10 protein-coding genes, 1 tRNA gene, 2 rRNA genes and 1 pseudogene are annotated in these 14920 nt (G+C 58.5%); 2 read left to right on the top strand and 12 right to left on the bottom strand.

The window, feature by feature from the left end; genetic code table 11:
- Positions 1-2: 2 nt before the first annotated feature.
- The 8 genes and pseudogenes from G3A56_RS13100 to G3A56_RS13065 all read right to left on the bottom strand — a co-directional run bounded on the left by G3A56_RS13100 (position 3) and on the right by G3A56_RS13065 (position 8946).
- A complete protein-coding gene (locus tag G3A56_RS13100) occupies positions 3-1685 on the bottom strand; it encodes an SMP-30/gluconolactonase/LRE family protein (RefSeq protein WP_164056415.1) in 1683 nt (560 codons plus the stop codon).
- The gene (locus G3A56_RS13095; protein ID WP_082182900.1) at positions 1682-2665 is read right to left on the bottom strand and encodes an NAD-dependent epimerase/dehydratase family protein; all 984 of its coding nucleotides are present in this window, start codon (positions 2663-2665) and stop codon (positions 1682-1684) included. Before G3A56_RS13095 ends, G3A56_RS13100 begins: the two co-directional genes overlap by 4 nt.
- Positions 2662-3744: an ABC transporter ATP-binding protein gene (locus G3A56_RS13090; RefSeq protein ID WP_082182901.1), complete on the bottom strand. Its 1083-nt coding sequence runs from the start codon at positions 3742-3744 to the stop codon at positions 2662-2664. Before G3A56_RS13090 ends, G3A56_RS13095 begins: the two co-directional genes overlap by 4 nt.
- A 2-nt stretch (positions 3745-3746) precedes the next feature.
- Positions 3747-4577 carry a carbohydrate ABC transporter permease gene (locus G3A56_RS13085; RefSeq protein WP_003492168.1) on the bottom strand — a complete coding sequence of 277 codons (831 nt, stop codon included), beginning with the start codon at positions 4575-4577 and terminating at the stop codon, positions 3747-3749.
- A 10-nt stretch (positions 4578-4587) separates the two neighbouring features.
- Positions 4588-5514, bottom strand: a complete 927-nt coding sequence (locus tag G3A56_RS13080; RefSeq protein WP_003492170.1) for a carbohydrate ABC transporter permease — start codon at positions 5512-5514, stop codon at positions 4588-4590.
- A gap of 68 nt (positions 5515-5582) precedes the next feature.
- Positions 5583-6854 (bottom strand): ABC transporter substrate-binding protein, encoded by a 1272-nt coding sequence (locus G3A56_RS13075; RefSeq protein WP_082182902.1) that lies wholly within the window; start codon positions 6852-6854, stop codon positions 5583-5585.
- A 24-nt stretch (positions 6855-6878) separates the two neighbouring features.
- Positions 6879-8044 (bottom strand): annotated as a pseudogene (locus tag G3A56_RS13070) (mandelate racemase/muconate lactonizing enzyme family protein).
- A complete protein-coding gene (locus tag G3A56_RS13065; protein ID WP_082182905.1) occupies positions 8041-8946 on the bottom strand; it encodes a dihydrodipicolinate synthase family protein in 906 nt (301 codons plus the stop codon). The pseudogene G3A56_RS13070 and the gene G3A56_RS13065 overlap by 4 nt, the downstream one beginning before the upstream one ends.
- 118 nt (positions 8947-9064) lie before the next feature.
- Between G3A56_RS13065 and G3A56_RS13060 the strand changes: the two genes are divergently transcribed.
- Both G3A56_RS13060 and G3A56_RS13055 read left to right on the top strand, forming a co-directional pair.
- Positions 9065-9976 (top strand): 2-dehydro-3-deoxygalactonokinase, encoded by a 912-nt coding sequence (locus tag G3A56_RS13060; RefSeq protein ID WP_082182907.1) that lies wholly within the window; start codon positions 9065-9067, stop codon positions 9974-9976.
- A gap of 41 nt (positions 9977-10017) precedes the next feature.
- Positions 10018-10644: an SGNH/GDSL hydrolase family protein gene (locus tag G3A56_RS13055; RefSeq protein WP_082182909.1), complete on the top strand. Its 627-nt coding sequence runs from the start codon at positions 10018-10020 to the stop codon at positions 10642-10644.
- 368 nt (positions 10645-11012) lie between these two features.
- Here the strand turns inward: G3A56_RS13055 and G3A56_RS13050 are convergent, their stop codons facing one another.
- The 4 genes from G3A56_RS13050 to G3A56_RS13035 form a co-directional block, all read right to left on the bottom strand.
- Positions 11013-11162 (bottom strand): hypothetical protein, encoded by a 150-nt coding sequence (locus tag G3A56_RS13050; RefSeq protein ID WP_164056413.1) that lies wholly within the window; start codon positions 11160-11162, stop codon positions 11013-11015.
- 77 nt (positions 11163-11239) lie between these two features.
- A tRNA-Met gene (locus tag G3A56_RS13045) sits at positions 11240-11316 on the bottom strand.
- Between the two features lie 224 nt (positions 11317-11540).
- Positions 11541-11655, bottom strand: a 5S ribosomal RNA gene (gene rrf / locus G3A56_RS13040).
- Between the two features lie 220 nt (positions 11656-11875).
- A 23S ribosomal RNA gene (locus G3A56_RS13035) occupies positions 11876-14671 on the bottom strand.
- Positions 14672-14920 lie beyond the last annotated feature (249 nt).

The raw sequence follows: 14920 nt of genomic DNA, 5'->3' as shown, positions 1-14920 counted from the left end.
TTCTATCCTTCGAACAATGAGATGCGCGCACCGGCAATACCCGGGCGGCAGGAAAACAGACCGCCGGATAGCGGCGCATCGGCAAGCGTGGATGCCGGCAGGCGCGTACGGGCGCTGGTGATGAACAGCGTCGACAGGTCCGGCCCGCCAAAGGCGATGCTGGTTGGACGCGGCACCGGCATTTCGATGACCTGGTCCAGCTTGCCGTTCGGCAGGTAGCGGCGCACGCACCAGCCATCCCAGATCGCGCACCAGACGCCTCCTTCCGCATCCACGGCGAGACCGTCCGGCCGGCCATCGGCCACGGGGATGCGGGCAAATTTGCGCCGCTCCGAAAGCGTGCCCGTCGCCGGATCGCAATCATAGGCATGTATGAGCCCCGGCACCGTGTCGACGAAATAGAAGGTTCTGCCGTCCGGGCTCCAGCCGAGACCATTGGAGACAATGATGCCGCCTTCCTTGCGCTCGAATGCGCCGTCGGCATTGATCCGATAGAGAGCACCGGTTGGCTTGGAAGCGTCGATACGCATCGATCCGACCCAGATCGCGCCATCCGGCCCGCATTTGGCATCATTCAGCCGGTTGTCGGCAATGCCTGCCTCCGGGCTGACGAAAGGCGTCAGGCGGCCAGACGCAAAATCGAGCCATTCGACCCCGTCCTGGGAGGCCACCAGCAACCTTCCGGCCGTAACCGGGATGACCGCGCTGACGAGCTTGCCGGTTTCACACGTCTCGTTACGGCCGGTGGCCGGATCGTAACGGTGGACAGCCGGATGGAGAATATCGACCCAGTAAAGCGCGTTTTCGGCCTCGTGCCAGACCGGGCTTTCACCCAGTTGCGCACCCCATGGCAGAATGCAGCTGAGTTCGGCTATCGGTCGGCCTGTCGCCGAGCGCGGACGGGGCCGGGAACTGATGGCGACGGCACCGGCCGCACCGGTGATGCGGCGGGCAGCGGCAATCAGCTCGCGTCCGGCAGGGTGGATATTGGAAGCGTCGAGACGCGACGACGGCCCAAGCGCGACAAGCACACCCATAGGCGTATTGTCCCGGCCCATCACCGGCGCTGCGACAGAATTCACGCCCGGCAGGTGTTCCTCGTAAGAAATCGAATAACCCCGCGCCCGCGTCAGTGTCAGATCGGCCTGCAATGCATCAAGAGCGGTGATGGTCTTGGGTGTCTGCGGATCGAGCGTGAGGCGATCCAGCAGAGAACGGCCAACGGCGGGATCCTGAAAGGCGAGCAGCGCCTTGCCCGGTGCCGTGCAATGCAACGGCACACGCCGCCCCACTTCGACGCGGACGGAAAGACCATTGGGCGAGCGCTCGGCCAGATATTGCGTCATGATGCCGTCGAGCCGGCAAAGCGCGACGGTCTCACCAAGTTCAGCCGCCAGCCGTTCCAATTCCGGGGTCGCGGCCGAGACGAGATCGAAGCTCTCCCAAACCTTATGGGACATTTCGAGAAAACGTTGTCCCAGAACATAGGTGCCACGCGCCTCATCCTGCCGCACAAGGCCATAGGCGATAAGTGTGCGCAGGATGCGGGCGAAAGTCGGCTTGGGCAGACCGGAGGCACGCAAAAGCTCGGCAAAGCGCGGCGGCTCGGGCGCATCGGCGACCATATCGAGAAGCGTCAGCCCCTTGGAAAGAGCCGCCGTTCCCCCCGGTGTTTCGGGCTTCATCGCGTCTGCTCCTTCGCGAGGCGCTGTCGCCTTGCGGTGGCCGCTTCGTCCAGCATCCGGTCCATCGTCCATTGCGCTTCAAACCCCAGGGTGTTTCTAATCCGCTCGTTTGAAGTATGGTAATAAACGCCGGCGCCGGGAAAATCGACTGTCACGATTGGCAGGCCGGTCAATGCCGCCATGCGCGGCAGAAGTTCGGCGAAATCGGCTGGTTCATCCGCTCCGAGATTGAAGATGCCACCCGCCGCTTTCGGGTGGTCCAGGGCAAGCAGAATGCCGGCAACCATATCGCGGGTGTCCGTTATATGCATGCGGAAAGGCCGTCCCTCCTCGTTGCGTGCCAGAACATGCGATGCTTCGCCGATATCCCGTGACTGGAGAAGCTCGGCGACCACCACGTTTCCGAAGTTCTGCTGCTGGCGAATGCGCGGCCGCAGGAAAAACCGGGGGCCGGAAAAGAAACTGTCTTCATCCAGCAGTTCGGCCGCATCCTGCGTATGCGAGAAACGCAGGATGACCGTTTCCATTGTCCCGGCTCGTTGGTGGAAACTTACAAGCTCCTCACCCAGCAGCTTGGTCAGACCATAGGGTGAGTTGGGATTGAGAGGATGTTCCTCCGTTACCGGCAGAAATTCCGGGCGATTTTCGGGATAGACCTCGCCTGAGGAAGCGAACACGAACCGCCGCACGCCGGCCGCCGCAGCCGCATCGAGAAGGCGGCGCGTGCCCTCGACATTGACGGCAAACATGCGATCGCGATCTCCCGGTACCCAGGACATGAATGCGCCGAGATGCAGAACGCCGGTGACGCCTTCAATGGCGCCAGCCAATGCCTCTGTGTCTTCCAGCGACCCCACGACCTCCTCACAGCCCGTGCCGGACGGCCGCAGATCAAAGCCGCGAACGGCACGGCCTTCTGCACGCAACGCGGCAACGACGGCGCGGCCGACTCGACCCGCCGATCCGGTAACGAGGATCATAGCCGTTCTCCGCTCTTCGCGTCGAAGAGATAAAGCTGGGCCGGATCGAAACCAAGCCGCAGCTCTTCATTCCCCGGCAGGTTGCCGGTGTGCGAAACGCGGGCAATCAGCCCCTTGGACTTGCCCTCTTCGCCATCGGCGATTCTGGCACCCTCAGCATCGAAATAGACGTATTTTTCCGATCCGAGGCTTTCCACCAGCGTCGGGCGAACGCCGAATGTGACGGGTGCATCGCCGAGCACGAGATGTTCCGGCCGCAAACCGACGACAACGCTTCCCTGATGGCGCGCCGCACCCGGCAGCGAGACCTTTTGCCCAAAAAGGGTGAGCGTACCGTCGCGTATATCCGTATTGAGGAAGTTCATGCCCGGAGAGCCGATGAAGCCGGCAACGAAAAGATTGGCCGGGTTGTTGAACAGCTCGTCCGGTGCCGCGATCTGCTGGATGATGCCGCCCTGCATGATGACGACACGATCCGCCATCGTCATCGCCTCGACCTGGTCATGCGTCACATAAACGGTGGTGACGCCGATCCGCTTGTGCAGCGCGCCGATTTCGGCACGCATGTGGACACGCAGCTTGGCATCGAGGTTGGACAGCGGCTCGTCCATGAGGAACGCCTGCGGCTGGCGAACGATCGCTCGTCCCAGAGCCACGCGCTGACGCTGACCACCCGACAGATCCTTCGGCTTGCGATCGAGATAGGGCGTCACCTCGAGGATACGCGCCGCATCGTCGACACGCCTGTCGATCTCCTGCCTGTCCGTGCCACGCATCTTCAGCCCGAAACCGATATTCTGGCGGACCGTCAGATGCGGATAAAGCGCGTAATTCTGGAAAACCATCGCGATGTCGCGGTCGCCCGGCGCAAGGTCGGTCACTTCGCGGTCGCCGATGAAAATCTGCCCTTCGCTTGCCGGCTCGAGACCGGCGAGGATCTTCAGCATCGTCGACTTGCCGCAGCCGGAAGGACCGACCAGCACCACGAACTCGCCATTCTCGATTTCAAGCGAGAAGGGTCTGAGCACGTTGAGCGCGCCATAGGACTTGCTGACGTTGCGAATGGAAATATTGGCCATGCTTATTTCTCCGCGCCAGCGGTCAAACCGCCGACCAAATAACGTTCAAGGAACAGATAGATTGCGATGATCGGCAACGCGATGAACACCGATGCGGCAGAGATGTCGTTCCAGTAGGTGACATATTCGCCCTGCATCGTGGTGATGCCGAGATTGGCCGTCCAGTTGTCCGGCGAGTTGACCAGAAAGGTGCGCGCATAGGCATAGTCTGCCCAGCTGAGCACAAACGCGTAAAGCGCGGTGGCGGCAAGCCCGGGTGTTGCGATGGGAAGCACGACACGCACCATTGCGCCGATCGGCGAGCAGCCATCGACCATGGCCGCCTGCTCGAGTTCCTTCGGGATCGTGTCGAAATAGCCCTTTAGCATCCAGGTTGCGAAGGGAATGATCATGGTCGAATGCGCAAGCACCAGCGTCCATAGGCTGCCGATCAGACCGAAGCTCGAAAAGATCGAAAACAGCGGGATGACGAGTAGCGTGGCGGGCAACATCTTGGCTGTGAGAACGAACATTCCCATGGTAGCGCCGCCCCGCATCGAATAGCGGGACAGGGCGTAACCGGCACTGACCGAAACCAGCATCGACAGCGCAACCGAGCCGACAGCGGCAAGCATCGAATTCCACAGCCACAGAAGGATCGGCTTTGCCGCCCAGACACGGGCAAAAATGTCCCATTGCGGATCGTCCGGCCAGAAAGTCGGTGGCAGGCGGTAGAGTTCGTCGGTGGTGGAAAGGGCGGTAACCAGCAGCCAGTAGACCGGGAACAGGATCATCACCAGCGTGAAGATCACCGTCGCGTAGAGGGCAAGGCTCTGTGCAAAGCTACGTTTCATCAAAGCCTCCTCAGTAGATTGATTTCGAGCGCCGGCCGAGCATCAGCAGGCTGGCAATGATGCAGATCACCAGCGTCAGCACGCCGACGGCGGCAGCGCGACCGAAGTTGTGATACTGGAAGGCCTGATCGTAGGTCATGATCGACAGCGTCTGCGTCGAGCGCAGCGGGCCGCCGCCGGTCAGAACCTTGATGATGGAAAAGTCGCGGAACACCCAAAGCAGGGTCAGCACCAGCGTGACGCCGAGGACCGGCATCAGCAGAGGCATGGTGATCCAGCGAAAACGCTGCCAGACGCTGGCGCCATCCACCTTGGCGGCGGCGTAATAATCGGCGGGAATGGACTGCAGGCCGGCGAGGCACATGATCGACACGAAAGGAAAGCCCTTCCACACCATGGTGATCGACACCGCCCAGAAGGCGGCTGTGGAACTGCTGACCCAGGGGATCATCTGGTCGGTGAAACCGAGCTTTATCGCCAGCCATCCGAACAGGCCGAAAGACGTGTCAAACATCCATGCGAAGATGACGACCGCGATGATTTCCGGCACCGCCCAGGGCAGCGCCATTCCCAGCCGCGCGACGGTCCGACCTTTGAAGCGGTTGTTGGCGAGAAGCGCCGTGCTGAGGCCGACCGCGACGCTGCCGGCGGTCACGACGATAACCAGCTTCAGCGTCACCCAGCAGGCCAGCCAGAATTCCGGCGAGGAGAACAGCCAGGTGTAGTTGCTGACCGAAAACGGCCGGCTTGCGCCGCCAAGCCGGGGTATCTTGACCTGCTGAAACGACAGGTCGATTGCAAGGATCAGCGGCCAGACGATGATGGCGGCAACCATCAGGACCGCGGGCGCGATCAGAATATAGCCGAGGAGATGTTGCCGGCTCGGACGCGCAAGATCGAAAAACTTGCGGCGTCCAGCCTGAACGGTTTCGGTCATGGATGGTCCTCCTGCCGGATGCGATGATGCACATGGCCCGCAGCACGGGGCCATGTGATGACGACGGGTTAACCCTTGATGGATTCGGCCTTTGCCTGCATGGTCTTCGCCACCTCCGCCGGATCGAGGTCCTGGATGATCATCCGCTGGCTCTCTTCCATCACCATCTTGCTGAACTCGTTGTAAAAGAGTTCAAGCCCGGTCGGGATGCGGTCGATCCCGGCCTCGGAGGCGGCCTTCATCGTCTCGATCAGCACCGGGAAATGCGGAATGGTCTTTTCGACGCCGGAGACATCGGCGGTCGGGCTCGGTGGCGTATTGCCGCCCAGCGTCGCATAGCTGCGCTGGAATTCCGGTGTCATGGTCAGCTTGATGAAGTCCCAGACCAGAGCCTTCTGATCGTCGGGAATATCCGCCGGCATGGCGAGCACGTTCGACGATCCGCCGAGCGGCGGATGAAGCGGCGGGGCGGCGTAGACGATATCGCTCTTGGCCGAACCCTTCTCGGTGGTGCCATAAAGCCAGGGGCCGTCCAGCCGCATGGCCATCTTGCCATCGGCAAACAGCTTGCGCACGTCGCTGGCGCTCATGTCCACCGGGCTGACACCGCTTTTCATGACGGTTTTCCAGCGCGTCAGACCCTCGACCATTTCAGGCGTATCGATGGTGATATTGCCGTCCTTGTCGGTCCAGTAAGCACCGGCATCGATGATGTAGTTCAGCATTTCCGTCAGATACTGACCCGGACCGCCCTTTGTTTCGTGGCCGGTGCCGAACTGGTCGATGATGCCGTCGCCGTTGAGATCCTTGGTGGTTGCCTTCGCGGCGGCCAGAAACTCGTCATAGGTCTTCGGCACGGCAACGCCGGCCGCGTCGAGGATTTTCTTGTTGTAAGCCATGACGAAACCGAAATAGTTCGTCATGATGCAGACAGTCTCGCCATTCCATTCGCATTTCTGCTGACCGGCCCAGCCGGTCATGTCGATCCCGTCCTTCTTCAGCCACGGGTCCAGCGGCTCCAGCCATCCGCTATCGGCGAACATCTGGAACTCGAAGGATGCGAGATGGACGATCTGCGGCGGCTGGTTGGCCGCAAAAAGCGTGGTCATCGTATCCGCATAGGAACTGCGTTCCGCCTTGGTAAATTCGATCTTCACGCCCGGATGCTGTTTTTCGAATGCGGCAATCGCCGAATGCCACCATTCGCCGGTACCGGCATCATCCGTCTGCCAGGAAATGAATTTCAGGACGGTATCGGCCCTGGCCGGGGCAAGGCTGCCCATTGTCATCAAAACGGCGGTTGCGGTGCCGAGCGCCAGCCGGCTTATTGTCTTGTTCATGGCTTCCTCCTCCAAAAAACCAGTTCAGATACGTTCAATCAGACCGAGCGCCGCCTCCGACGGCCTTACCCCAAGTCCGGGTCCGGACGGCAGGTGATATGTGCCCTCCCGGCAATCCATGTCGCCTTCCAGCAGGTGACGGTTCGGCTCGAAGATCGAATGCTGGAATTCGTGACCTTTAAGCATTGGCAATGTCGACGACGCCTGCAGGCTGGCAGCAAGAAATATGCCTGCGCCAACGGTGGCGTGCGGGATCACATCGATGCCGTGCTCGGAAGCAAGAGCACCGATACGGATGAAATTGGTGATGCCCTTGTGGCCCATTTCCGGCTGCACGATTGCGATACGGCAGCGCTCGATGCGGGCGCGCATGTCCCAGTGGGTGCGCCATTCCTCACCAACGGCAATTGGAACTTCGGTGTTCTTGGAAACCTTCTCCAGACCGGCAATGTCTTCCGTCCAGACCGGTGCTTCGGCAAACCAGGGATCGAAGGGCTCCATCTCGGCAATGAGTTCCAGCGCCCGTTCGGGCGTCTGGTTCCAGTGCATGTCAGCGGCGATCTTTGCATCCGGTCCGAGAACGTGCCGGAGATTCTCCATTTCGGCAGCCGGGCCATCGTCCGCCACGGGTGTTGCGAACTTGAACGCATTGAAGCCGCGATCCTGCCAGTATTTTGCCAGTTCACCACGCGCCCTGAGCGTCTTTTCCGGCAGGCCTGAAACATAGGCCGGAAAAACATCAACGCCGCCACCCAGCATATCGCGAACGGACTTGCCGGCTTCCTGTCCGGCAATATCCCATAGCGCGATATCGAGAGCGGCGAGCGCATCCACATAGAAGCCGCCGGTATAACCGCGCACCCTCATCATGTCGTAAAGATCGTCGTAGATCGCCGAAGGGTCCGAAGCATCGCGCCCAACGACGAAACCGGCGAGAAGATCGTTGATCAGCGCGGCAACCGCGCCGGGCGCCACGATACCGTAGGTTTCCCCCAGCCGACCGTACCGGCCGATGTCGTCATCCGCACCAGCACGCTGCGATCGAAGGTCGGATAGACCGTGCGGTTTCCCTTGCGCACGATATAGCCGTTGGGATTGACCACCTCCCCCTCACGCAGGGCGCCGAGATACGGAACCTTGCGCGGCTGCGTCAGCGTAAAAACCTCGATGGTTGCGATGGGGCTGTTCATGCGGCCTCCGGAGCAAGGAGGCCAAGCTCGACCAGATTGGCATCGATATCGGCAATGGCCGCCGAATCGAGATCCGGCGTGGGCGCACGCACACCGACACCTTCGATGACGCCGCGACGCACCAGCACATGCTTGGTCAAACGCATGCGGTACACCGCCTGCAGGACCAGAAGCGGCAGGGTGCGGACATAGATCTTGCGGGCTTCATCATGCTTTCCTGCATTGATCGCCCGATCAATCGCCACATGTTCCTCGACAATTTCCAGAGCCGGCATGGCGGCAGTCGCGCCGCGGGCATATTCGTCGAGAATGTAACGGGCGCCGCCGCCGCCGATGATACCCTTCAGGGTGTCGGGCGCATTGGCGATGATATGGCTGATGGCAGGGCCCGCCGGCAGCGTCTCTTCCTTCACATAGGCGACCTGAGGCAGAGCACGCACGATCTCGACGATCGCCTGCGGCGAAAGGTCTGAACCCCGCGGCGCCGGCGCATTCTGCAGGATAATCTCCACCTCCGGCAGCGCCTCGACGACCTTGCCGAGAAACGCGATCAGGGCAGGCGCATCTGTGCCCACCGATTTTGGCGGCTGAACCATCAGATGGCGAATGCCAAGATCCGCCGCAGCGCGACCGTGCTCGACAACCTCGCGCCAGTCGGCAGCGCTGGCACCTGCGACGACCGGCACCCGGCCGGCAACGGCCGCAACGACGATCTTCAGCAGCGCCGCCCGCTCCCCTGCGCTGAGGGTCTCGACCTCACTGGCGAAACCGGGAAACACGACACCGTCCACACCCTTCTCAAGCGCAAACTTCACCAGCCGCTCCATACCCGCTTCGTCAACGCCGCCACTCGCCAGAAAAGGCGTCGGCAAGACAGGCAAAATCCCCTTAAGGCCAACCACTCTCTTACTCCTCCTCACTAAGTATCATATATTGATACCTTGAATTCACTAATTGACACTACATAGACTTGCGCCCTATGACAAGCCCCCAGATGAAATGAGCGAGGAGGTTCACGGAATGGCAGGACAAGCGACATCCATCATCGTCGATTGGGGAACGACATCGTTGCGGGCAACGCTCGTCAGCCAAAACGGCAAGGAACTGGATCATCTTGAAACGGCGCAGGGTATCTCGAGCCTGAGCAAGGGGGAGCACGAAGCTGTCCTGATGGCGGCACTTGCTTCCTGGTTTTCCACGCACGGGGCATTGCCCGTCGCGGCACTGGGCATGATCACCAGCCGTAACGGCTGGATCGAAGTTCCCTATGTGCCATGCCCGGCAGGCCCGGCCGAACTTGCCGCCGGGACGGTGCGCCGCACGCTGCCGAACGGATCGGATCTGGTATTCCTGCCGGGCCTGAACGACCCTGCACGCCGACCTTTTCCGGACGTCATGCGAGGGGAAGAAACCCAGATCGTCGGCCATGGGCTCGATAGAAACATTACGGTCATCATCCCTGGAACACACAGCAAATGGGCGCGCATCAAAGCGGGGAAAATCGACAGCTTTCAGACGTTCGTCACGGGTGAAATCTTCAATCTGCTCATCAATCACTCTTTCATCGCCCGCGGCTCCACCCAGCCCCCGGTAGATGACGGTGATGCTTTTCTTTGGGGGCTCAAAGAGGCAAAGCAATCCGTCGCCATGTCGTCCCTGTTATTTTCAGCGCGGACAGGCACCCTTGCGGGCAAGCTGTCAGCCGATCAATTGCGATCATTCGTCCGCGGACTGGTGATTGGCCAGGAGTTTCAGCAGGCGCGGGATGCCGGCTGGTTCGTGGAAAAGGGTGAAGCGACAATTGTCGGTAATGACGGTCTCAATGACCTCTACGCACAGGCGGCGGAGATCTTTGACTTAAGGACGTCCATTGGTACCGAGGATGATTTGACCAAAGGTGCGCTGGCGGTCCTGCATCAGACGCTTTCGTGACGAGCCTTGGGTGAAATCAGTTCAGGATCAGAGGAGATAATATGTACCACTTTCCGGCCAGCATCGGCACGAACCGCTATGATAGCGATATTGTTGCCATCCTCACCCGCCTGCAGCGCCTTGGGTTACCCACCGATCCCATTGCATTTTACGGCTCCTCCTCGTTTCGCATGTGGAATTCACTCACCGAAGATATGAACTCGCTTGATGCCGTCAATCTGGGTTTTGGTGGCGCCACCTTCCTGTCTGCAGTCCACTACATGGACCAGCTTCTGGTGCCCCTGAAACCCCAACAAACGCTCATCTATTTTGGTGAGAACGATATCGCCAGCGACGGTCAGACGGCTGAAACGGCGTTTCGGCATTTCCTGACATTGACGGATCACATTTCGGAAACCTTGCCACAAACGCAGTTGTACATTCTTGCGATCAAACCCAGTCCGGCACGCTGGATATATCGCGACGAGTTCGAGCGCTTCAACCGATTAACGCGGGACTGGTGTGAGAAGGGGACGATGGTAGTCTGGCTGGATCCTAACGAGGGCCTCCTGGGTGAGAACGGGTTGCCGCGGTTCGGCTTTTATCAACCCGACCTCGTTCACCTCAACCCCGCAGGCTATGCAATCTGGGCGCAGAACCTCAAGGCCGGTTTAAAAAAAGCCTGCTAGGCCAATAGCTACAGGGGGTGACGACAACGAGGTTCCAGGGCGTTCGACTTTCAATATCCTGTCATTCAAGATCGCCTCTTCCCATAGGTCCGACTAAATTCCGCCGGACCTTTCCGGCATGGTGTCAAGGTCGCCATGCATGTTCGCCCACGGGCTAGGTGTAACCTTGCACCTCGTTGGCGCGGCGTGCCGCCGGGTAAAAGGTTTTCCCGCAATGCGAGTGCTATCCGTCACGAGATGGTTCATCAGATAGTGCCGCTCGTGCTGCTTCATACGCGCGAAGATATGGATACGGAGACGATGCAGCCGTTCATCGGCAGCACCTGGCACCTAATCCAGAACGTCGTAATTGCCAAGACGCCCGGCCATCAACCGGCCTCGCTGGAGGTCCGTGGCCAGATCGCATCGATCTTGGCGGCGATGGACGCAGCAACGATCATGAAGAAGCGTTTCGAGGCGCTTGCGCGGCCCGATTCCTTGGAACGGCTTCGAGCCGGCGAGTTGGACACGGATGCCAAACGCAAAAAGCTCCTCGACGCGTACGCGGAGGAGCTTGATGTTAAAGAGACAGAATGGTCGAATTCACAAGTGTCGGTGGTTGCGGGGGCAGGATTTGAACCTGCGGCCTTCAGGTTATGAGCCTGACGAGCTACCGGGCTGCTCCACCCCGCGTTACCGGCGTAAATCCCTATTGGATTTATCGCGACTGCATCACAGCTTCGCTGTGATGTATACTGCCGGATCAAATTGCCGAAGGCGATTTGTCTCCTGTGAGGGACGCACGAGGCGTTTGCCTTATGGTTTTATGTCCCGGAATGCAAAAAGGCCGCTTGATGCGGCCCTTGGTATCGGCTGGGCCGAAGTGTGATTGAGAAGATGTTTGTTGCGTTTTGCAGACCTGGCAGCGACCTACTCTCCCGCGTCTTGAGACGAAGTACCATTGGCGCTGGGGCGTTTCACGGCCGTGTTCGGAAAGGGAACGGGTGCAGCCGCCCCGCGATAACCACCAGGTCGGCAAAACGCAACAGAGTTCATGTTTTCACATGAGTGTTGTTTCGAGAAGCTGGGAAGCTTGCGCTTCGTTTTAATTTACACGTCTTTCTGTGACCTGTCCGTATGTTTCCCATACAGACCAGAGGTCGTCGCGCCCTGTGGCGCGGCCCGTCCGGAGCCCTTCGGGCGTCAGGACAGAACAGATGATGCTCATCTTCGATGAGCATGAACAATGGGAACGAAGAAGTCGATCGAGCTATTAGTAACGGTAAGCTTCACATGTTGCCATGCTTCCACACCCGTCCTATCAACGTGGTCGTCTTCCACGGCTCTGATAGGGAACACTCGTTTTCAGGTTGGTTTCCCGCTTAGATGCCTTCAGCGGTTATCCATTCCGTATATAGCTACTCTGCTATGCCCTTGGCAGGACAACAGATCCACCAGAGATACGTCCATCCCGGTCCTCTCGTACTAGGGACAGATCCTGTCAATATTCCTACACCCACGGCAGATAGGGACCGAACTGTCTCACGACGTTCTGAACCCAACTCACGTACCGCTTTAAATGGCGAACAGCCATACCCTTGGGACCTGCTCCAGCCCCAGGATGCGATGAGTCGACATCGAGGTGCCAAACAACCCCGTCGATATGGACTCTTGGGGGTCATCAGCCTGTTATCCCCGGCGTACCTTTTATCCGTTGAGCGATGGCCCTTCCACACGGGACCACCGGATCACTATGACCGACTTTCGTCTCTGCTCGACTTGTCAGTCTCGCAGTCAGGCGGGCTTATGCCATTGCACTCGACGACCGATTTCCGACCGGTCTGAGCCCACCATCGCGCGCCTCCGTTACTCTTTCGGAGGCGACCGCCCCAGTCAAACTACCCACCATACACTGTCCCGGATCCGGATAACGGACCGCGGTTAGACATCCACGAAGATAAGGGTGGTATTTCAAGGATGGCTCCACAGGAACTGGCGTCCCTGCTTCAAAGCCTACCACCTATCCTACACATGCCTTGGCGAATGCCAGTGTAAAGCTATAGTAAAGGTGCACGGGGTCTTTCCGTCTGACCGCAGGAACCCCGCATCTTCACGGGGAATTCAATTTCACTGAGTCTATGTTGGAGACAGCGGGGAAGTCGTTACGCCATTCGTGCAGGTCGGAACTTACCCGACAAGGAATTTCGCTACCTTAGGACCGTTATAGTTACGGCCGCCGTTTACTGGGGCTTCAGTTCAGAGCTTGCACCCCTCCCTTTAACCTTCCAGCACCGGGCAGGCGTCAGACCCTATACGTCGTATTGCTACTTCGCAGAGCCCTGTGTTTTTGATAAACAGTCGCTACCCCCTGGTCTGTGCCACCCCATCATAGTTGCCTAAAATGGGGTCACGCTTCTTCCGAAGTTACGCGTGCAATTTGCCGAGTTCCTTCAACATAGTTCTCTCAAGCGCCTTGGTATACTCTACCTGACCACCTGTGTCGGTTTCGGGTACGGTCTATACGGTGGAGCTATTTCCTGGAACCTCTTCGCCGCACATTCAATCCAGTAAGAATGTACAACACACGAGATCCGTCACTACCACCAGGCCCACGAATATTAACGTGGTTCCCATCGACTACGCGTGTCCGCCTCGTCTTAGGGGCCGGCTAACCCTGCTCAGATTAACTTTAAGCAGGAACCCTTGGTCTTTCGGCGAGGGAGTCTCTCACTCCCTTTATCGTTACTCATGTCAACATTCGCACTTCCGATATCTCCAGCAGCCCTCACGGGTCCGCCTTCACAGACTTACGGAACGCTCCGCTACCACATGCCTTACGGCATATCCTCAGCTTCGGTGCATGGCTTTAGCCCCGTTACATTTTCGGCGCAAAGACCCTTATTTAGACCAGTGAGCTGTTACGCTTTCTTTAAATGATGGCTGCTTCTAAGCCAACATCCTGGTTGTTTTGGGATCCTCACATCCTTTCCCACTTAGCCATGACTTGGGGACCTTAGCTGGAGGTCAGGGTTGTTGCCCTTTTCACGACGGACGTTAGCACCCGCCGTGTGTCTGCCGACTAGTACTCCTCGGTATTCGGAGTTTGGTTAGGATCAGTAAGACGGTGAGTCCCCATAGCCCATCCAGTGCTCTACCCCCGAGGGTATTCGGTCGACGCTCTACCTAAATAGATTTCGCGGAGAACCAGCTATTTCCGAGTTTGATTGGCCTTTCACCCCTAGCCACAAGTCATCCCAATCTATTGCAACAGATACGGGTTCGGCCCTCCAGTTGGTGTTACCCAACCTTCAGCCTGCTCATGGCTAGATCACTCGGTTTCGGGTCTAATGCAACTAACTCAATCGCCCTATTCAGACTCGCTTTCGCTGCGCCTACACCTACCGGCTTAAGCTTGCTAGTTACACTAAGTCGTTGACCCATTATACAAAAGGTACGCCGTCACCCTTGCGGGCTCCGACTGTTTGTAGGCATCCGGTTTCAGGTTCTATTTCACTCCCCTCGTCGGGGTGCTTTTCACCTTTCCCTCACGGTACTTGTTCGCTATCGGTCATGCACGAGTACTTAGGCTTGGAGAGTGGTCTCCCCATGTTCAGACAGGATTTCACGTGTCCCGCCCTACTCAAGGACAATGACTGTTCTACGCGTAAGGGGCTATCACCCTCTATGGCCGACTTTTCCAAATCGTTCCGCTTTATTCATCATTGCCACTGGCCTGGTCCGCGTTCGCTCGCCACTACTTGCGGAGTCTCGGTTGATGTCCTTTCCTGCAGGTACTTAGATGTTTCAGTTCCCTGCGTTCGCTTCTTACCCCTATGTATTCGAAAGTAAGATACCTTATCACAATGCTTGGAAACCCAAGCCGTCGAAGACGGTTTGGATTTTCCAAGCATTTAAGGTGGGTTGCCCCATTCGGAGATCCATGGATCAAAGCTTATTCGCAGCTCCCCACGGCTTTTCGCAGCGTATCACGTCCTTCTTCGCCTGTGCATGCCAAGGCATCCACCAAATGCCCTTAATTCACTTCTTCGTTCTCATTGTCTATGCTCATCCATAGCCGTTCACTTGGGAACGGCAACCTGATTACCTTTTACAATCAGGTCATTTCCTGATGACATCGACGTGTCGGTACGGTCTTCTTTGAGGGCACGCCGGTGCACCTCGAAGCCATACCATTAAGACCAGCTTCTCGAGATATCATCCGGTGATGCGCGGTCAGGCAACATCAATCCAGCATGTCCATCAGATGAAGGCCTAAACCTTCAAACAACATACATGC

Origin of the sequence: Rhizobium oryzihabitans (assembly GCF_010669145.1) — a bacterium.
Lineage (GTDB): Bacteria > Pseudomonadota > Alphaproteobacteria > Rhizobiales > Rhizobiaceae > Agrobacterium > Agrobacterium oryzihabitans.
This window is presented reverse-complemented; position numbering and strand designations above follow the sequence as displayed.

Coding starts and splice junctions, on each gene's coding strand:
- G3A56_RS13080 (WP_003492170.1), bottom strand. CDS start 5,514: ATGACCGAAACCGTTCAGGCTGGACGCCGCAAGTTTTTCGATCTTGCG.
- G3A56_RS13085 (WP_003492168.1), bottom strand. CDS start 4,577: ATGAAACGTAGCTTTGCACAGAGCCTTGCCCTCTACGCGACGGTGATC.
- G3A56_RS13090 (WP_082182901.1), bottom strand. CDS start 3,744: ATGGCCAATATTTCCATTCGCAACGTCAGCAAGTCCTATGGCGCGCTC.
- G3A56_RS13100 (WP_164056415.1), bottom strand. CDS start 1,685: ATGAAGCCCGAAACACCGGGGGGAACGGCGGCTCTTTCCAAGGGGCTG.
- G3A56_RS13075 (WP_082182902.1), bottom strand. CDS start 6,854: ATGAACAAGACAATAAGCCGGCTGGCGCTCGGCACCGCAACCGCCGTT.
- G3A56_RS13095 (WP_082182900.1), bottom strand. CDS start 2,665: ATGATCCTCGTTACCGGATCGGCGGGTCGAGTCGGCCGCGCCGTCGTT.
- G3A56_RS13060 (WP_082182907.1), top strand. CDS start 9,065: ATGGCAGGACAAGCGACATCCATCATCGTCGATTGGGGAACGACATCG.
- G3A56_RS13055 (WP_082182909.1), top strand. CDS start 10,018: ATGTACCACTTTCCGGCCAGCATCGGCACGAACCGCTATGATAGCGAT.